The organism is Candidatus Poriferisocius sp., assembly GCF_965204015.1.
Lineage (GTDB): Bacteria > Actinomycetota > Acidimicrobiia > Acidimicrobiales > Bin134 > Poriferisocius.
In genome coordinates this window covers 2298298-2315405 of the sequence record NZ_OZ241965.1, presented here as the reverse complement: position 1 = coordinate 2315405, position 17108 = coordinate 2298298, and the positions used below count along the sequence as shown (strand labels likewise).

18 protein-coding genes are annotated in these 17108 nt (G+C 60.7%); 9 read left to right on the top strand and 9 right to left on the bottom strand.

What is annotated here, in order from left to right:
- Position 1: 1 nt before the first annotated feature.
- The gene (dnaN, locus tag ACOGJC_RS10335) at positions 2–1096 is read right to left on the bottom strand and encodes a DNA polymerase III subunit beta (protein ID WP_419844920.1); all 1095 of its coding nucleotides are present in this window, start codon (positions 1094–1096) and stop codon (positions 2–4) included.
- A gap of 242 nt (positions 1097–1338) precedes the next feature.
- On the bottom strand, positions 1339–2718 hold the full coding sequence (gene dnaA, locus ACOGJC_RS10330; protein ID WP_419844919.1) for a chromosomal replication initiator protein DnaA: 1380 nt from the start codon (positions 2716–2718) through the stop codon (positions 1339–1341).
- 351 nt (positions 2719–3069) lie between these two features.
- Between dnaA and rpmH the strand changes: the two genes are divergently transcribed.
- The 8 genes from rpmH (at position 3070) to ACOGJC_RS10290 (ending at position 8359) form a co-directional block, all read left to right on the top strand.
- The gene (gene rpmH, locus ACOGJC_RS10325; protein ID WP_419844918.1) at positions 3070–3204 is read left to right on the top strand and encodes a 50S ribosomal protein L34; all 135 of its coding nucleotides are present in this window, start codon (positions 3070–3072) and stop codon (positions 3202–3204) included.
- Positions 3201–3545 (top strand): ribonuclease P protein component, encoded by a 345-nt coding sequence (locus ACOGJC_RS10320; RefSeq protein ID WP_419848223.1) that lies wholly within the window; start codon positions 3201–3203, stop codon positions 3543–3545. Before rpmH ends, ACOGJC_RS10320 begins: the two co-directional genes overlap by 4 nt.
- A gap of 26 nt (positions 3546–3571) precedes the next feature.
- Positions 3572–3850: a membrane protein insertion efficiency factor YidD gene (yidD, locus tag ACOGJC_RS10315; protein ID WP_419844917.1), complete on the top strand. Its 279-nt coding sequence runs from the start codon at positions 3572–3574 to the stop codon at positions 3848–3850.
- Positions 3843–5090: a membrane protein insertase YidC gene (gene yidC / locus ACOGJC_RS10310; RefSeq protein WP_419844916.1), complete on the top strand. Its 1248-nt coding sequence runs from the start codon at positions 3843–3845 to the stop codon at positions 5088–5090. The genes yidD and yidC overlap by 8 nt, the downstream gene beginning before the upstream one ends.
- A 2-nt stretch (positions 5091–5092) precedes the next feature.
- Positions 5093–6049, top strand: a complete 957-nt coding sequence (jag, locus tag ACOGJC_RS10305; RefSeq protein ID WP_419844915.1) for an RNA-binding cell elongation regulator Jag/EloR — start codon at positions 5093–5095, stop codon at positions 6047–6049.
- Positions 6046–6609, top strand: a complete 564-nt coding sequence (locus tag ACOGJC_RS10300; protein WP_419844914.1) for a 16S rRNA (guanine(527)-N(7))-methyltransferase RsmG — start codon at positions 6046–6048, stop codon at positions 6607–6609. Before jag ends, ACOGJC_RS10300 begins: the two co-directional genes overlap by 4 nt.
- A gap of 87 nt (positions 6610–6696) precedes the next feature.
- Positions 6697–7503, top strand: coding sequence for a ParA family protein (locus ACOGJC_RS10295; protein ID WP_419844913.1), 807 nt, complete (start codon positions 6697–6699; stop codon positions 7501–7503).
- Entirely contained in the window at positions 7478–8359 is an 882-nt protein-coding gene (locus ACOGJC_RS10290) for a ParB/RepB/Spo0J family partition protein (RefSeq protein ID WP_419844912.1), read from the top strand. The genes ACOGJC_RS10295 and ACOGJC_RS10290 overlap by 26 nt, the downstream gene beginning before the upstream one ends.
- Here the strand turns inward: ACOGJC_RS10290 and ACOGJC_RS10285 are convergent.
- From ACOGJC_RS10285 to ACOGJC_RS10260, 6 genes are all read right to left on the bottom strand, one after another.
- Positions 8356–9336 carry a peptidoglycan-binding protein gene (locus ACOGJC_RS10285; RefSeq protein ID WP_419844911.1) on the bottom strand — a complete coding sequence of 327 codons (981 nt, stop codon included), beginning with the start codon at positions 9334–9336 and terminating at the stop codon, positions 8356–8358. The two genes, ACOGJC_RS10290 and ACOGJC_RS10285, sit on opposite strands and share 4 nt — an antisense overlap.
- A 64-nt stretch (positions 9337–9400) precedes the next feature.
- Complete coding sequence (gene trxA / locus ACOGJC_RS10280) at positions 9401–9730, bottom strand: thioredoxin (RefSeq protein ID WP_419844910.1); 330 nt, start codon at positions 9728–9730, stop codon at positions 9401–9403.
- 62 nt (positions 9731–9792) lie between these two features.
- Positions 9793–10779 carry a thioredoxin-disulfide reductase gene (gene trxB, locus ACOGJC_RS10275; RefSeq protein ID WP_419844909.1) on the bottom strand — a complete coding sequence of 329 codons (987 nt, stop codon included), beginning with the start codon at positions 10777–10779 and terminating at the stop codon, positions 9793–9795.
- A complete protein-coding gene (locus ACOGJC_RS10270) occupies positions 10776–11105 on the bottom strand; it encodes a hypothetical protein (protein WP_419844908.1) in 330 nt (109 codons plus the stop codon). The genes trxB and ACOGJC_RS10270 overlap by 4 nt, the downstream gene beginning before the upstream one ends.
- 60 nt (positions 11106–11165) lie before the next feature.
- Positions 11166–12194, bottom strand: coding sequence for a hypothetical protein (locus ACOGJC_RS10265; protein WP_419844907.1), 1029 nt, complete (start codon positions 12192–12194; stop codon positions 11166–11168).
- Entirely contained in the window at positions 12191–12736 is a 546-nt protein-coding gene (locus tag ACOGJC_RS10260; protein WP_419844906.1) for an RNA polymerase sigma factor, read from the bottom strand. The genes ACOGJC_RS10265 and ACOGJC_RS10260 overlap by 4 nt, the downstream gene beginning before the upstream one ends.
- 143 nt (positions 12737–12879) lie before the next feature.
- Here ACOGJC_RS10260 and ACOGJC_RS10255 point away from each other — a divergent pair, with 143 nt between their 5' ends.
- Positions 12880–14262 carry a DUF4349 domain-containing protein gene (locus ACOGJC_RS10255; RefSeq protein WP_419844905.1) on the top strand — a complete coding sequence of 461 codons (1383 nt, stop codon included), beginning with the start codon at positions 12880–12882 and terminating at the stop codon, positions 14260–14262.
- On the opposite strand, the gene ACOGJC_RS10250 is transcribed toward ACOGJC_RS10255, so the two are convergent.
- Positions 14255–15874, bottom strand: a complete 1620-nt coding sequence (locus ACOGJC_RS10250) for an AfsR/SARP family transcriptional regulator (RefSeq protein WP_419844904.1) — start codon at positions 15872–15874, stop codon at positions 14255–14257. The genes ACOGJC_RS10255 and ACOGJC_RS10250 overlap by 8 nt on opposite strands.
- Positions 15875–17108 lie beyond the last annotated feature (1234 nt).

Genomic DNA, 17108 nt, shown 5'->3' with positions numbered 1-17108 from the left:
TTCAGTTGATGCGGACCGGCATCAACAAGTACAAGAACTCCTCGGCATCAGTCGTGCGGATGACCGCTGGCTTGAGTGCATCCACCGTGTTCAGCACAATCTCGTCTCCCGGGGCGGCTTCTGCTCCGTCAAGCAGATACTCGGGATTGAACGCCACGGTGAGATCTTCGCCCTCATACACCGCATCCATTTGCTCTCTAGCTTCCCCAACGTCCTGGGTAGTGGCCGACAGCTCCAACCCATCCGACGACATATCCAGCCGTATCGGCGTTGAGTCTTGAGCCATTAAGCGAACTCTTCGTACCGCGTTAATGAGATTTTCTCGACCAATCACCAATCGATTGGGCTGATGCGTGGGAATCAACCCCTGGTAACTGGGAAATTCTCCCTCAATAAGCCGTGTGGTCACTGTGATTGTGCCGAACCCAAACGAAACTTCATGCTCACTGAATCGCAAGCTTATTTGGTCCTCCTCGTCAAGCAATCGAATGACTTCTTGCAGCGCTCGCGATGGAACCAACACACTTTGGTCGGAACCCAAGAGCTCCAAACCGGGCAAATCGCACAACGCCAGTCGGTACGAATCCGTCGTAACTAGGCGGAGCCCCTCATCCTCTGCCGACAACAACACGCCGGTCAACACCGGACGAGACTCGTCTGCCGACGCCGCCTTCACCACCTGACGCAACGCGGTCAGCAGGCCACCCGCTTCCAACACCACGGGGTCACCCTCTAGAGCAGCCGTCTTGGGGAAATCCTCGGCACTCATCGTTTGCAACGAGAAAGTGGACCGAGCCGAATCGACGTGGATTTCCCCATCCTCCACGCTCACGTTCACTGCGCCAGCATCAAGGGATCGAACAACATCGCTAATCAGCCGAGCAGTGACAACAGCCTCACCATCACCATCACCCGCCACCGTCAAGTGAACTTTGATGGTTAGCTCACGATCGGTTGCCGTCAGGGTCAGACCGTCACCCGACAGTGCCATGTGCACCCCGGACAGCACGAGCTGGAATCCTCCCCTGGTTCCAGCTGCTCGGCCGGTTGTCGTCAGTGCGTCAAGGAGGGCATCCCGCTCGCATCGGAATTTCACAGGTTTGCTCTCTTTCTATTGATATCTATGTTTAAATTAACTGCTAGCAGCAGTAGGCCAGTGGAAATGTGGACAGTCAGTGTTTTCCCAGGTCACAAGGTACTTTCTGCGTTCACTGCTTTCCACAGGCCGGGGGAAGTTTGCTGAGGGAAGAACATGGACTGTGAATTGTGGCCGCTTCGTCCCCACCGTAGGAGGGATTGTCCCCATCTTGACCCCATACGAATCCCCAGAGCGGTGGCCTAAGCATTCTTTATTCGCTGGATCAAGCCGGTGACTTGGTTGAAGGTCTCCGGTTGCTCTGACATTTGGGTGGTGATCTTTTGGATGGCGTGGATGGCGGTGGTGTGGTCCCGGCCGCCGAAGACTCGTGCGATGTCTGGATAGCTGAGATCGGTCAGTTCGCGGAACACGTACATGGATACTTGACGAGCTCTCACCAGGGGCCGCTGGCGTCGGGGGCCGACAATATCTTCGACGGCAAAGCCGAACAGCTCTGCAGTGGCCTGCAAGATGATATCCGCCGTCACAACCTGCGGTTCACGACGTGCGGTGATATCGCGCAGAATGAACTGAGCAAGTTCCAGACTAAGGGGTTTGTCATTGAAACTCGCGTAGGCAGTCACCCTGGTGAGTGCTCCCTCGAGTTCGCGAATGTTGTCTTTGATGTTGCTGGCGATAAACGTCAGAACTTCGCCGTCTATCGTGAAATTTGATTGCTCGGCCTTCTTTCGGAGGATGGCTAAACGGGTTTCCAAGTCTGGCGGTTGGATGTCGGTGAGCAATCCCATCTTGAACCGACTGGTCATGCGATCTTCAAGGGTTGGTATTGCGTCGGGGGGTCGATCACTGGTGAGGACAATCTGCTTGTTGACCTCGTGCAGTGAGTTGAATGTATGGAAGAACTCTTCCTGTAACCCTTCTTTACCCTCAAGGAATTGAATGTCGTCAACAAGAAGTACATCGACTTCTCGGTAGTTACGCTTAAACTCGCTTCGAGTGTTTGTCCGGATAGCATCGACAAATTGATTGAGAAAAGTCTCTGTAGATACATACACAACACGGCTGATCGGATGACGCTGATCGCTCACATAGTGATTCTTGACGTAGTGGCCAATAGCCTGAAGTAAATGAGTCTTGCCTAAACCGGCATGCCCATGAATGAACAGCGGATTGTATGATTTACCCGGAGTCTCGGCAACAGATAATGCAGCAGCAAGGGCAAATCTGTTAGACGGTCCAGTTACAAATTTGTCAAATACATAATTGGGATGAAGTGCAGTAGTAGGTCTGCTTTCTAAAGTGGGACTGGCTACTTCGGGTACAGAGGTTGGTGGTGAAACTGTTGCCGTAGAGCCTTCTTCGCCATTGACCTGGTGGTCGGTGCAGATCTTCAACGTGATGTGGGTAGCGTTTGAACTTGCTAACGCGTTCCGTAAAACGTCGAAATACTCACCTTCCAAACGGTCCTTGATAATCGTACTCGGAACCGTGAGTTCCAGTACATCTTCAACGAGCGACGTGGGTTTTGCTGGGTTGAAAGTTGACTGCCACACTGAGTCAGGGACTTGAGTTCGGATACTGTTGGCGCAGGAAGTCCAGAGAAGTGTTGCTGACACCATTTGATGGCAACTCCATGAATTGTTAAAAGTAATATCCACAAATGTGTAAAAAGTGTGGATAACTTGCGACCGTCTTTGTTGTACCCAACCAAGTTGGCACCTGCTCGACTGGAGCACCGAACTCTAGCACTGCGATAGCACCTGTGCACGAACGACAGACAAGGAATTAGCTGGTCAGAGGCTTGCGTGGGCAATGTTGCCAGTGTCGTTCAGGTGGCTAATGTTGACATCTGGCGGCCCATTGGTTGTCGTTATGCGGGGCCAGGCCGTAGCGTAGTGGGGACGCCGGGAGACGGGAGGCGCCGGTAGGGCGGTCCCCATGAGGATGCCACCCCGGCCATGGAGGAAGTTGTGAAGCGCACGTATCAGCCGAATGTGCAGCGCCGGGCCCGGCGCCACGGATTTCGGCACCGAATGATGACCAGAAGTGGACGGGCGATTATCAATGCCCGCCGCCGCCGCGGCCGCAAAAGGCTGTCGGCCTGATCGAGCGGTTTCGAGGACGTTCGGCGTTCGCTCGGCTGAGTGCCGATGGGATTCGCGCTGACCATGAACTGCTGTGGGTGCGCTTCTTGCCCGACCCCTCTCTTGGCGCGGCTCAGGTGGCGTACGCGCTTCCTCGACAGATGGGGACTGCGGTAATGCGTAACAAGATCCGCCGCCAGCTGCGAGACATTGTCAAGAGCCTCGACCGAGAGGCTACCGCTGGCTTGCCCGCCGGCCTATATCTCATTGGTACTCAACGTGATGCCCAAGCGTTTTCCCATGCTGACCTGCGGGTTTCACTTATGGCATGTTTGGCCAAGTTGGATCGGACGGCCTTGTGAGCTCGTGTGACCACAGGGACAGTCCCATGGAGATGGGCGTGGCCGCTCGGGCCGTAAGGGGCCTGATCACGGTGTACCAGCGAGCCACCGACCACCGCCCGACCCCCTGCCGGTATGTGCCGAGCTGCTCCTATTACGCCGTTGAGGCGGTGGAGGTCCATGGTGCGGCCAAAGGTGTCTGGCTGGGTGTGCGTCGCCTGTTGAGATGTCGCCCTGGAGCGCCATCAGGCTGGGACCCGGTGCCCGATGCCGACGGCCGCCTGGCGCCCGACCCCACGGCAAGCGAGGCGGTGACCGGTGTTTGACGCACTGTTCGACGGCCTTGCCTGGTTGCTGGCGGTGTACTACACGCTAGGGAGCAGCTACGGCATCGCCATCATGTTGTTCACCCTCACGGTGATGCTGGTTTTGACTCCGCTCACCTTCTACACCACCCGCTCCATGCTTCGCATGACGGAGCTTCAGCCTGAGGTCAAGAAGCTCCAGGCGCAGTACCAGGGCGACCGCCAGAAGATGAACGAAGAGATGATGCGCCTGTATCAGGCCAACAACGTGAATCCACTGGGCAGCTGCCTGCCCCTACTGGCCCAACTACCAGTATTTTTTGTACTTTTTCAGCTGATTCGTGGACTTACACGACGTGTCAGTGATTTAGGCAACTTCGCCGGTTGGCGGCTGCCCTTCGGGGAGAACGCGGTGCCCTCTCCGGAGTTTCCCGAGCGGACTTTCAACCCTGAGTATTTGGCGTCTGATTCCGAGTTGCGGATCGCTCTCGAAAACTCCACGGAGATGAATTTCTGGGCGATGGATCTGTCATCCAGCCTCATGGATGCATTTCGGGAGTCGTTCTCCACCTCCCTGCCGTTCCTGTTGTTGATCGTGTTGATCGGCGTGACCAGTTATATCCAGCAGCGCCAGATCGCTGGGCGCCGAGATCCTGATGCTCCCGTGAACCCCCAGCAGCAGATGATCATGAAGGTGATGCCGTGGTTCTTGCCGATCATCTCGGTCAGTTTTCCCGCTGGCCTGAATCTGTACTTCGTGAGCTCCAACATCGTGCGCGTTGGGCAGCAGGCGGTGATCACCCGCCGCATCTACAAACCCCATAAAGAGCGCCAAGCTCAAATCGAAAAAGCGAAGGAAGAGGGCGAAGAGATTCCCGAGCCCGAGGAGCCGGCCCCGCCCAAGCCGATGACCCGCTCCCGCGCCCCGGTACAAGACCACGGTCGTCGACGGCCCACATCCAGAACGCCACCGAAACGTCGGACCGACAGTCGCCGCACGCAGGCGAGGCCCTCTGAACAGCCGAGGCCGACCCGGGCAGTCAAGGAGACCGAGGCCAAAGAGTCGCGAGCAAAGGACTCGAAACCGACGGGGGCCAAGGCGGGAAGCACCAAGTCGTCAAAACAAGCAGGGGCCAAGGCGGGAAGCACCAAGTCGTCAAAACAAGCGCCGGAGCAACGCCAGACGAGTCGGACCACGCAGAAGGGCCATCAGTCACATCCCACTGATCGTCGGCGCCAGCGCAAGAAGAGGAGAAAGTAGCCATGGAGTGGCTTGAAGTCACCGGCAAGACCATTGCCCAAGCCGAGGAAGCAGCTCTCGACCGATTGGGAGTAGATCGCAACGAGGCCGAGTTCTCCGTTGTGGACGAGCCCAAATCCGCTCTGCTCGGTCTTCGACGAACCGAGGCTCGAATCAGGGCTCGGGTGCGGCCCGTGCTGCCCCGGGAGAAGCGGAATCGCCGCTCTTCCAACAACAGGGATCGGAATCGGAGCCGCAAGTCTGAACGGGGTAACTTGAAGGAAGGCAAGAATCGAGGAGGCCGGGGCGGCCAAGCCCAGAATCGGAGTTCAGGAGCTTCGAACAAAGAGCAGTCTCAACGTGAGCCCCAGCAAAAGAAGCCTCAGCAGAAGAAACCTCAGAATGCCAGCAAGAACGACACCAGCAAGAACGACAAACGTGCTGGCAAGAATCGTCCATCAAATGCCCCTCAGGGGGACCAAGCAAGGAAGAGCAAACCCATGGAAGACCAGATGAGCTTGCAAGAGCAGAGCACCCTAGTAGTTGAGTTTCTGGACGGGCTGCTGGATGCCTTCGAGTTGGATGCTGAGGTGTACGCCGAGCGCGTCGACGACGAGACGATGGAAATGAGGGTGGAGAACACCGAAGGAGTGGGCTTGCTCATCGGGCCCAAGGGCAACACGCTGCGAGCGGTGGAGGATCTGTCCCGGATGCTGGTGCAGCGCAAGTCGGACGGAAACTGCGAGGGCCGTATTCGAGTTGATATCGGCGGCTACCGCGAGCGCCGCCGGGCCGCGCTTGAGTCGTTCTGCGAGAAGATCGCTTTGGAGGTGCGAGACTCCGGTGCTGATCGCCCCCTCGAGCCGATGAACGCCGCCGATCGCAAGGTCGTCCACGATGTCGTGGCTGAGATCGACGGCGTCGACACCGTCTCAGAAGGCCAAGAGCCCCGTCGATGGGTCGTGATAATCCCAAGTTGATCTCCACTGAGGACCGCTTGAGGTTGGTGGAAGTATTCGACCAGGCCCAGAAGCGGGGTTGGATTGGCCCCCAGGCCATTGATGTTCACATCGGTCACTCGTTGGGCTTTGCCACCGCCGTTGCTGCCACCCCCATCATTGCGGTGGACTTGGGTAGTGGAGGCGGGTTGCCGGCTCTTGTTCTGGCCGCGGCCTGGCCACAGTCTCAATGGACTTTGGTGGAGTCCTCCTTGCGCCGAGCGGCATTCTTGGAGCGGCACTGCGCGAGCATGGGGTGGTCGGACCGGGTCGATGTCCTCCATGTGACTGCCGAGCAGCTTGGTGAAGACGAGCAATATCGCGGTCGGGCCGACCTGGTAACCGCTCGCAGCTTCGGCCCACCAGCTTCCGTCATCAAGGCCTCCGCTCCCCTACTCCGCCCCGGTGGCGAACTCATAGTCAGCGCCGCCCCCCACCCCACCCCCTGGCCCTCCGACATACTGGCCAAACAAGGCATGGCCCCCGACCGCCTAACCCAATCCCCCCCAAGATTCCACCGATCCACAAGAGCGGCCTCCTGACCTCCGACCGTTTGACGGTGGATGTTTCACATGAAACATCTGTCACCATGCTTGACCGCTGGTTGAGGGTGAGGGAGAATTGTCTAGGTGGCGTTCTCCAGAAAAAAGCAGTCTCGGTCTTGTCGCATCATTGCGGTTGCCAATCAAAAGGGCGGCGTGGGCAAGACCACAACCACGGTGAACCTTTCTGCCGCCCTGGCGGATTTGGGCCAACGGGTTCTCGTTGTCGACTTGGATCCTCAAGCCAATGCCACCACCGGCTTGGGAATCGATCCCTTTGCTGGCGGCGTTTCCACCTACGACGTTCTCCTCCAGAACGGGCGCATGGTAGAGAGCATCGTTTCGACCCAGGTGGAAAACCTCTGGCTGGCACCTTCCACGCTGGATCTTGCCGGAGCTGAAATCGAACTGGTGCCGGCCTTCAGCCGGGAACGGAGGCTCGATTCTGCTCTTGCCACTGTGATGCACGACTTTGATTTCATCTTTGTGGACTGTCCCCCGTCGCTCGGCTTGCTCACCGTCAACGCCATGGCCGCGGCCCGTGAAGTGATGGTTCCCATTCAATGCGAGTACTACGCCCTGGAAGGCCTTGGGCAGCTCATGCGGAACATCGACTTGGTTCGCAGCAGCCTCAACAGCGATCTGGAGATCTCCCTCATCGTGTTGGTGATGTACGACGGCCGCACCAAGCTGTCGGCCCAGGTGGCTTCGGAGATCCGCAGCTATTTCGGCGACAAGGTGTGCCATCAGATGATTCCCCGGAATATTCGCTTGGCAGAGGCCCCGTCGTACGGAGCACCGGTAACCGTCACGCATCCCCGGTCCCGGGGCGCGCTGGCTTACCGCGAACTAGCCAAGGAGGTCGTCGGTGGCGCGCTCGCCAGGGTTGGGTAGAGGGCTCAGCGCTCTCATTTCAGATCCGACAACACAAAACGAAGGGGTGCATGCCTCCGCCTATTTGGAGCTCCCCCTTGAAGCCATATCGGTTAACCCGTATCAGCCTCGCGACAAGTTCGATCAGGCATCCCTGAATGTGCTGACGGAGTCGATCCGCGAGGTCGGTGTGCTCCAACCGGTGTTGGTTCGACCCCGCTCCGACGGGACCTATGAGCTGATCGCCGGCGAGCGCCGCTGCCGGGCGGCCAGTCAGGCAGGGCTCGAGCGGATTCCCGCTGTTGTCCGGACCGCAGAAGACGCCGATGCCCTGGAGCAGGCGCTGTTGGAGAACTTGCACCGGGAGGACTTGAATGCGATCGAAGAGGCGGCCGCTTGCCAGCAACTGATGGAAGAATTTGGCTTCACTCAGGACACTGTGGCCAAGCGGTTGGGCCGAAGCCGGTCGGCGGTGGCCAACGCGGTGCGCCTGCTGCAACTTCCCGACGAGGTGAAGGCCATGGTGGTGGACGGCTCTTTGTCGGCCGGCCATGCTCGGGCGTTACTGGGTGTTGTTAGCGAGAAGCGGTTGGTCAAGCTGGCGAAGAAGGCGGCGTCTGGCGGGATGACGGTGCGAATGGTTGAGGAAGCGGCCCGAGCTGGTGCTCCAGCGGCCAAAAACGTCAAGCAAACCAAGGAACGGCCCGCCAGCGCTGATCGGGGAGCTGCGGTGCTCGAACTAGAGAGCTTGTTGAGCGATCACCTCGACACCAAAGTGGATGTGACGCTCGGCAAGGGTCAGGGAAAACTGGTGATCCAGTTTGCTGATCTGGATGATCTAGAGCGCATCTACCGGGTAATGCTCCAGTCGGGTTAAGCCGGTTGCGTGGCCCATCGGGCTAAGGCGCCCTCTATGGTTCTGGCGAGGGGGGAGAGGCGGGCTTGCACGAGACCGGGTGGTCCTATGAGGCATTGCACTGCGGTCATGCGGGTGTGGCGCAGCACGGGCAACCGCATGCCTTTCACCTCGACGTTGTCGGTGCCCAGTGCGGCGGGGAGCCGCTGACCGAGGATGCTGGCTAACCGCTGCCCGCCAGGGGAGACGAATCCCTCGGTGGCGAAATAGGCCACTCGGCACTCCTCGACTTCCGAGGGGATCAAACCCAGGTAGGCGTCGACCGCCAGGCGGTTGGCCTCATCGACTCGATCAGTCTCCGGTACATCGTAAATCTCGGTGACGGCGGCCCCCGAGCGTCGCAGCCCGGTGGCCAATTCCCCGGCCACTGCGGCCATGGTGGTGGTTGAGGCGATCATGACGTGCCGCTCGGTCAGCCTCCGGGGAGTTCGTTGGAGCTTTGCCCGCTCTCGGACCGCGGCCACGGTGGCGGGTGTGACTCTGGCCGCCATCCGCTTGAGGGCTGCGGTGGTGGATGCTCCGCAGACTGCATCGGCCACCAGGCCGGTGTTTAGCTGGAATTCCTCTATTGCTCCGGCTGTGTCGGGCCCGAAGATGCCGTCCACTTTTCCGGCGTCAAAGCCCAGGGCGCCCAGTCGGAGTTGCAACTCAGCGACGTCGTCTCCCCGCAGCATGGGCTGGTTCAAGTACAGATTTCGATCGCCGAGCGACCATGCGGCCTCTTGCAGTGCGGCCCAGGTGTGAGGTCCGCAGATCCCGTCGACGCTGAGGCCTCGGCTGGCCTGGAAATCGGCCACCGCCGCCGCGGTGGAAGCGTCAAAGTGCCCGTTGGCCGCCAGCGCCAAGGCGAATCCCGCGGCGGCCAGCTTCTGTTGCAGGCCGACGACATCGTCGTTTTCGTCGCCCCGCTTCAGCGTGGGCAAATGGTCATCGGCCAATCGGGCGCTCCTTGCGACTGTGCTTGTCAACCCTTCGCAGGCAATAGACCGCTGGCGGGTTGAATCAGAATGCTACTTCGCCGATTTCCTGGAGGAGCTGCTGTTTGCCCTTGGCCCCCACGATCCGCTTGGCCGGCTCGCCGTCTTTGAACACGATCAGCGTGGGGATGCTCATGACCTGATAGCGCAGGGCCACGTCTTGGGCATCGTCCACATTAAGTTTGGCCACGCTGAGCACGCCGGCCTTCTCAACGGCGATCTCATCAAGGATCGGGGCGATCATCTTGCAGGGGCCGCACCATTCAGCCCAAAAATCGACGACGACGGGCAGTTCGGCGCTGCCGATCACCTCGTCAAAGGTCTCATTGGTAAGCGTGGTGATGCTCTCAGCCATCGTTGGGCATCCCTTCGGTTGCGGCGGTCGGGGAGCGGTCAGCCTATCAGCGGTCTTCCGGTTTAGCCGTGTCCGGCAGACTCCAACCACCGTTCGGCATCGATAGCGGCCATGCAACCCGACCCCGCGGCGGTCACTGCCTGTCGGTAGATGTCATCTTGCACGTCGCCGCAGGCGAAGACGCCCTCAACATCGGTGTGGCTGGAATCGGGCTGGGTGACGAGGTATCCGTTCTCCTTGCGCTTCAGCTGGCCCTCGAACAGGTCGGTGTTGGGCCGATGGCCGATAGCGATGAACAGCCCTGTCACGTCCAATACGGAATGTTCGCCGGTGACCACATCCTGGACCTCGACGCCGGCCAGCTTGTCCTCACCTCGGATGTCGGTTATCACATTGTTCCACAAGAATTCTATGCGGTCATTGGCAAACGCCCGGTCCTGCATGATCTTGGAGGCCCTCAGCTCGTCTCTTCGGTGGATGACCGTGACCTTTGAGGCAAAACGAGTCAAAAACGTGGCCTCCTCCATGGCCGAGTCACCACCGCCCACTACGGCGATGTGCTGATCCCGGAAGAAGAATCCGTCGCAGGTGGCACAGGTGGACAGGCCATGGCCGATCAGCCGCTCTTCGGCCTCCAAGCCCAGCATGATCGACTGGGCACCGGTGGACACGATCACCGCCCACGCCCGGTAGGTGGGCTCGGGGGCATTCGGGTCGCCCACCCACACCCCGTGGGGCGGGCCGGACAAGTCGACCCGGCTGACCTTCTCGGTGAGCATCTCCGCGCCAAACCGCTGGGCCTGCTCTCGGAACTTGATCATCAACTCGGGGCCCATCACCCCGTCGGGGAAGCCGGGATAGTTCTCCACGTCGGTGGTGAGCATCAGCTGGCCGCCGGGCTGGTCGCTGGTGGACGACGGCTCGCCCTCGATGACCAGGGGAGCGAGGTTGGCCCGGGCGGTGTAGACCGCGGCGGTCAGCCCGGCCGGCCCCGAGCCGATGATGATGACCTCGCGGATGCCTTGGTCAATGGTGGGAGCGTCGGTCATGAGGGCCGCCTCGACCAGGCGAAGGCGCCCAGCGAAACGAAGAGCAGGCCGAGAATGCCGTGGGCCGCCCAGGCCCGGCCGGTGGCTACCTCCAGCCCGCGTACCGCGGCGATGATCCCCAGCACCAGCACGATAAGCAGGGGGAACACCCCGAAAACGATGTAGGCCAAGAGCCGGCTGAGGTTGACCACCGGCCCGGTCGTCACATCGCGGACCTTGTCCACGGTGTTGACCACGGCATCGGCGGCCTGCTCAGGCCAGTCCTCGGACAATCCCAGCATCGAAGCGGTGGTTGCGTCTTCCTTCGGGTCGGTGGCGTCAGCCATAGGAGTTCAGACTACCGCCGAGCTCTGTCATTTCAGATGTTGGGGGAGAGGCGGCGAGAGCTATTCGAGCCAGTCGAGGAAGGTGTGGGAATTGAGCAGCTCGCATTCGGGGGGCGGGGTTGTTTCTGTGAGTTGCAAGTCGCTTTCAGTGGCGTAGATCGAAACTTGGGCTTCGACTTCGTCCACGACGGCATCAAATCGAGTGAGCAGCTCGAGGTCCTCGTCGGGGAACAGCGGGCAACCCATGAGATCGAAGGCAGCAGCTTCCTCGGTTGGCCCGGCGCTGCGAAGATCACTCAACTCCTGAGCAATCTCCCTTGCGAAGGTGGCGAGATCGGCCGCAGTGTCGAACACCAAAACGGCATCGCCTGAAGTGGGTTGCGTTTCTGGGGCCTCGTCGTCCATGGCGGACTCGGCCTGCCCTGAGTCATCGCTGGGCATGTCGGCGGCAGCAGATTCGTCATCGGGCGATTCGAGGCTGGTGAGTTCTGCTGGCTCGTCAGCCATCATTGCCTCTTCGGCATCCTCCGACACTTCTGCCGGCGCGTCCGCCATATCGTCGTCTGAGGCTGGAGCGGCCACATCCATAGAGGATTCTTCGGCCATCGCCGGAGCCTCTGCTGCGGGTTCTGGAGCGGGTGCTGATTCGGTCGAGTCCATTGGTGCCTCGTCGGCCATTGCGGGGGCTGGCCCCGAGTCGTTGGCCAACATTTCGCCGCCATCGCGGCTGGCCTGGTCGAACAGGGTTACCCCCGCCACGGCAATGGCCGCTACCACCGCGGCCGCGGCCAGGATCACCCTTGCTTGGGGGGGAACGGCCCGCAGCCGACGGCGAGCCTTCTCCAGCGACACCACCGGGGCGCGGTGGTCGAGGGCTTGGGCGATCATCTGATCCCGCACCTCGTCGGAGGGCGGCTCTACCGGGGTAGCCACTATTTCCCGGATGGCTCGAAGCTCTTCCACCACGGCCTGCAAGCGGGGATCGCTCTCCACTAGGGCGGCCTCTTGCGCCGTGGCTTCCCCGTCCAGATAGGCGGAGGCCAGCTCGTCCATGCCCTGTGGGGTCATCTCGCCGCGCTCGTCGCTCATGGTTGTTCCCCAGTGTGACGTTGGCCGGGGTCGCCTGGGTTCCCGCTCAACAGCTCGGCCAGGCGCCGGCGGCCCCGAGATATGCGGGATCGGACCGTGCCAGGGGCGATGTCCAACTGTTGGGCGATCTCCTCGTAGCTCAACCCCAGCTGGTCGCACAGCACCACCGGCACTCGGAATGTTTCGGGCACCTGGGCCAGGGCCGCGTCGATGTCCATTCGATCGCTCACCGAGTCGGCCACCGGCCGATCAACGGCCGCCAGAGGCTGTTCTTCTACCGGGGACGGCTCCGGCCGGCGACCTCGCCGACGCAATTCGTCCAGACAGGCGTTGGTCACCACCCGGTGCATCCAGGTGGTGAACTTCGACCGCCCGTCGAAGCGGTCGATGCGCCGCACCAGGGTGATGAGCGCCTCCTGGGTGGCGTCGAGGGCATCGGCCTCGTTGCCGGCCAGCCGCCGGCAGATGGCGTAGATCTGGTTGTAGTGCCGCCGCAGCAGGGCATCGAACGCGGCCTGGTCGCCCTTTTGGGCCTTTTTCACCAGCTCCGTGTCGTCGGCCGCTCCTCTGATGCCCTGAGAGTACCCATCCGTTACCCGCGGCTGGTTGAACTCGCCCCGACTGCGCCGGGAACTTTTTCGACCGGGCCGTCGTCATAAGGGTCAACGCTCGAAGGGGGACACCCATGCACGACGTGAACCGCACCCGAACCAAGACCCGGCACCGCCGCCTGAGTTTCATGCTCTTGGCGCTGCTCAGCGCGTTTTTCGTTCTGCTCGGCGCCTGTGGTTCTGGCGATGACGACGACATGGCCTTAGCCAGTGAAGATGCGGGCCACCCCGAGCCAGCGGCGGCCATGGCAGACAGTGGCGATTTCGATGCTCCGGCAGACGATATGGAAGAGGCCCCCGAGCCCCAACCGGCCGCTGAACCAGCTAGTGCCGAGAGCGGCCTCGCCGTTCCCACTGCCCTCACGCCGGCCGATCTGGGCCGCGACATCATCTATCGGGCCACCATCGAGGTGCAGTCCGAAGATGTGGCAGCGGCCAGCCGAGAAGCGGTGGCCGTGGTGCAGGGCCTGGGGGGCATCGTGTTCTCCCAATCCACCCGCACCGAGCCCCGACCCCGTACCGAGATCACCTTCAAGGTGCTGCCCGCCGACTTCTCCACCGTGCTCGAGCGCCTGGCTGGAGTGGGCAAGCTGATCGACCAGGTCATCACCTCCGACGACGTGACCGAAGTGATCGTTGACCTGGAGAGCCGCATCATCACCGCCGAGGCCAGCGTGACCCGCTTGCGGAAGTTCCTCGAAGAGGCCACCGAGCTCGAAGACGTGGCCCAGCTCGAGCGAGAGCTGCTCGACCGGGAGACCACCCTGGAGCGGCTCCGGGGCCAGATCCGCACCCTGCGCGACCAGGTTGATCTGGCCACCATCACCCTCACCATCACCCAGTCGCCCACCGTGTTGCCCGACACCGGGATCCGGGTCACCGCCTGGGTGTCGGAGGATGCCCAAGACCCGTGCCTTGGGGTGCAGAACATCACTGTGGAGCCCGAAACCGACGTCTACCTCTGCTTGGAGGTGGAGAACACCGGCACCTCAGCCCTCACCGATGTGGAGGTGACCACCCGCAACCTGCGCCTCAACCTGGACCACTTCCGGCCGGTCCAGGGCAACTTCAACCGCATCGAGCCCAACGAGCTCATGGCCGCCGTGCTCACCCTGCCCATTGAAGAGGGCCGACTGGCCGGCCGGGTGGCCACCCGGGGCCTGCCCATCGAACTCGAAGTCATGGCCACCCCAGTCGACTTCGACGGCACCGCACTGGATGAGGTGTGGGGCGAGTCGGTGGTGTGGGTGGCGGTCGATACCGACGACGCCCTGCCCGGCTTCGGCGACTCGGTGTCCGACGGCGCCACCGGCGTGGTGGCCGTGTTCAGCGTGATCCTGATCGTGGTCGGCGTGCTGCTGCCCTTCCTGCCCATCATCGCGGCCATCGCGGCGCTGATCTGGTGGATTCGCCGCCGCAACCGCAACGCCAAGTCGGCCACCCCGCCGGCTAGCTGAACAAGGGACGAGACGACATCAGCTGCTCATAGAGTTCCAGCAAGTCGGGACTGATCAGATCATCGCCCTCGGGTTGGCCGTTCTCACGCTTGAGCAACCCCAGCAACTCGGCCATGATTTGGCGTACCTCGGTGGGATTCTCTGCTGCCGCCATCAGCCGCCAGCGATAGCACTCCTCGCACACTCCCACCAGCCGGAGACTGGTCATCACTGCTCTTCGGGTGCCAGCGTGGTCGCCAGCTTCCAAACACCTCTTGGCCAACTCGTGGGCCGCGGTGTCCACCATGCAGTCGATTTGGGTACGCAACCCGAAATCGGCCCATCGATACATATCGCCGGTGCCTCCGGTGAATGGGGTGCCCCGCACCAACTCCAAGGCCGATTCAAGGTGCTGTCGTCCCTGTTCACCGTCATCTCTGCGGGCGGCCGAAACGAGTGCCTCGAATCGGGCAACGTCGGTGCCCACCTCTGGTCGCAGGCGGTAGATCCCCTTCGGGGTGACTCTGGGCAAATACGGCTTGCCGTCATCGTCAACTCCCAGCGCTTTGCGAGCTCGGCTCACGGTGTTGGCCAGAGTCGACTCAGAGGGTGGATCGTCCGGTGGCCAAAGGTGGGCCCGCAGCTGGTCGCGGTCGGCCCCTTCGGGGTGGAACGCCAGGTAGGCCACCAAGTCCAACGCTCGCCGCGAGGTGAATGGCTGCGCTGCTCCGTGCACATCCACCGTGCCGATCACCCGGACTTCCACTTCGGTGGACAACGGCTCGAGGACGGGAGTGGAGATTTCAAGATCAGCAGGTTGCGGCAGCGACGGCATGTCCCCCTGCATTCCACAAGTGTCCTCGGCAATGGTCGCCAACTCGGCGACGGCGGCAACGGCAGCCCCAGACAAGCCGTGAGGCTCTAGCCGAAGATCGATCGGTTCCAGGAGCAAGCCGAGTTCATCGAAGCGCCCCGACCACCTCGCACCGCTCAGTTCGTGGCCCACAATGCAGACTGACGAATCGCACACCTCCAGAAGACGGTGGGCCTCTTCTTCGGTCAGCCGGCCGGGAACCAGTGTTACGGCAGGATGCCAGTGGTCACCGCCGTTCCCAATTCTGGTGTCGGCAGAAGAAGAGCTGCTGCCAAGCAGAGCTCGGTTCTGGCGCTGTTGGTGAGCGACCCTGTCGATCGCAGTGGTCACATCAGGTACGTACACGACGCGCTCAAAGACGTCTAAGTCTTGGCCAAAACCTACACACACCACAGTGAGGTCGTCGGCAAAATGACTGCTAGCCAACTGAATGGCCAAGGCCGAGCACAAGCTTTTGATGGCTTCTGGATTGCCGTTGAGGCTCAGAGAGGTCATGTGTTCAAGATTCAACAGAAATTCGGTGCCGGACTTCTTGCCAATGGCGACCAGCGTGGGAAGCGGTGCGGGCACGCTTTCTGCCTCTATCAGAAGGTGCTCCAGCACCTCGCTCGTCGACAGGGTCCAGGTTGTGTTGTCTTGGCTGGCATTGAAGCCGTAGGGAGCGTCAGCAGGGGCATCCAGCAGCACCGACACCGCGTCGGAGTCCAGGGTTACTCCCACGATGTGGGGCGGATCGCCGCCCGTGAATCGAGAGGACATGACCCGCAATGACGCGTCCAAGAAAAGGGCATTGTCGGGATCTGATGCGGCCTGCAATTGGTGCTCCAAACGAACGGCCTCTTTTGTGGGATACGCAGGCAAACGATCGGTTGGCAAACGACGACGCTGGATCCGTCGAAGCCGGGCCAACATCCAGCCCAGACTGCTGGCGAACAGCCCGAGACCGCCAACCGTAAACATCGTCTGTGTGGTGGGAGTTCCTTGCTGATCTTCGCTGGGCGAATTGACGCTGGCCGTTACGGTCGGTCTTGCTGTGGTGAAGGCCAGGACCGGGACAGCATGGTCCTCTAATTCAACCGATGGTTCGATGGGTGACTCGATAAACAGCGGCGTGTCGATCACAGAGTTTCTTACAGAGTCGTGTGCCGGTAGTCGAAGCTCCCAACCAGGCATAATCACGTTGGGGTCTTGGACAGTATCTCGATTGGAATCGAATATGTCGACCCACCTTTCTGGGTCATCGAGGTGATGGGCTGCTAGCTCCCACAGCGTGTCTCCGGGCTGCACGGTGATCTTGGTGCTGTCGGGCTCAAAAGAAGGGAGGTCAACTTGGTAGTTGGTTTCCGTGATTGCATCGCGATTCAATTCAACTGACGTTGGAAGGCGGGCGTCAGCAGGCATGATGAGTTCCCATCCCGGCTGAAGTCCAATCGGGTCAGTCAGTGATCCTCCTCCTGCCTGCGATTGACCTTGATTGAGCACAAACACTTCGGTCCATCTGTTCGGGTCGCCCAAATACCGCTCAGCTAACGTCCGCAGGCTTTCACTCTGCTGCACTTTGTGTATGAGAGGCTGGGTTGGAGTGAACTCGCGGTCGAGATCCAACTCGATTGTTGTTGGAGTAAGGAGGTCTTGGTTGTCAGCTATTGCGACTCCGGGCTGTTGGATCGAAAATGCAATGAGCAAAGCGGTACCAATCATTCGAGCAGACAAGCTCTGCACAAATTGAGGGATGACCATGACTCGGGGGGCGACTCGTCCATGAAAATGGGCCCACAGCTCAATCACCACCCCGGCTAGCAATTGCAGCCAGAGAATCCACAGCACGAGGGCAACTGACTTCGAGACAAGGGACGGGGGAATTGCTCCGGTCTTTATGGCGGTTGTCATTTTTGAAACCGATGGAATTTCCTGGGGCAGTGGCCACCCCACGCCAAGAATGAGGAGGATCGGAACAGCTATGAGCAAACCGGCTAGCAACGCAGCTGAAGTC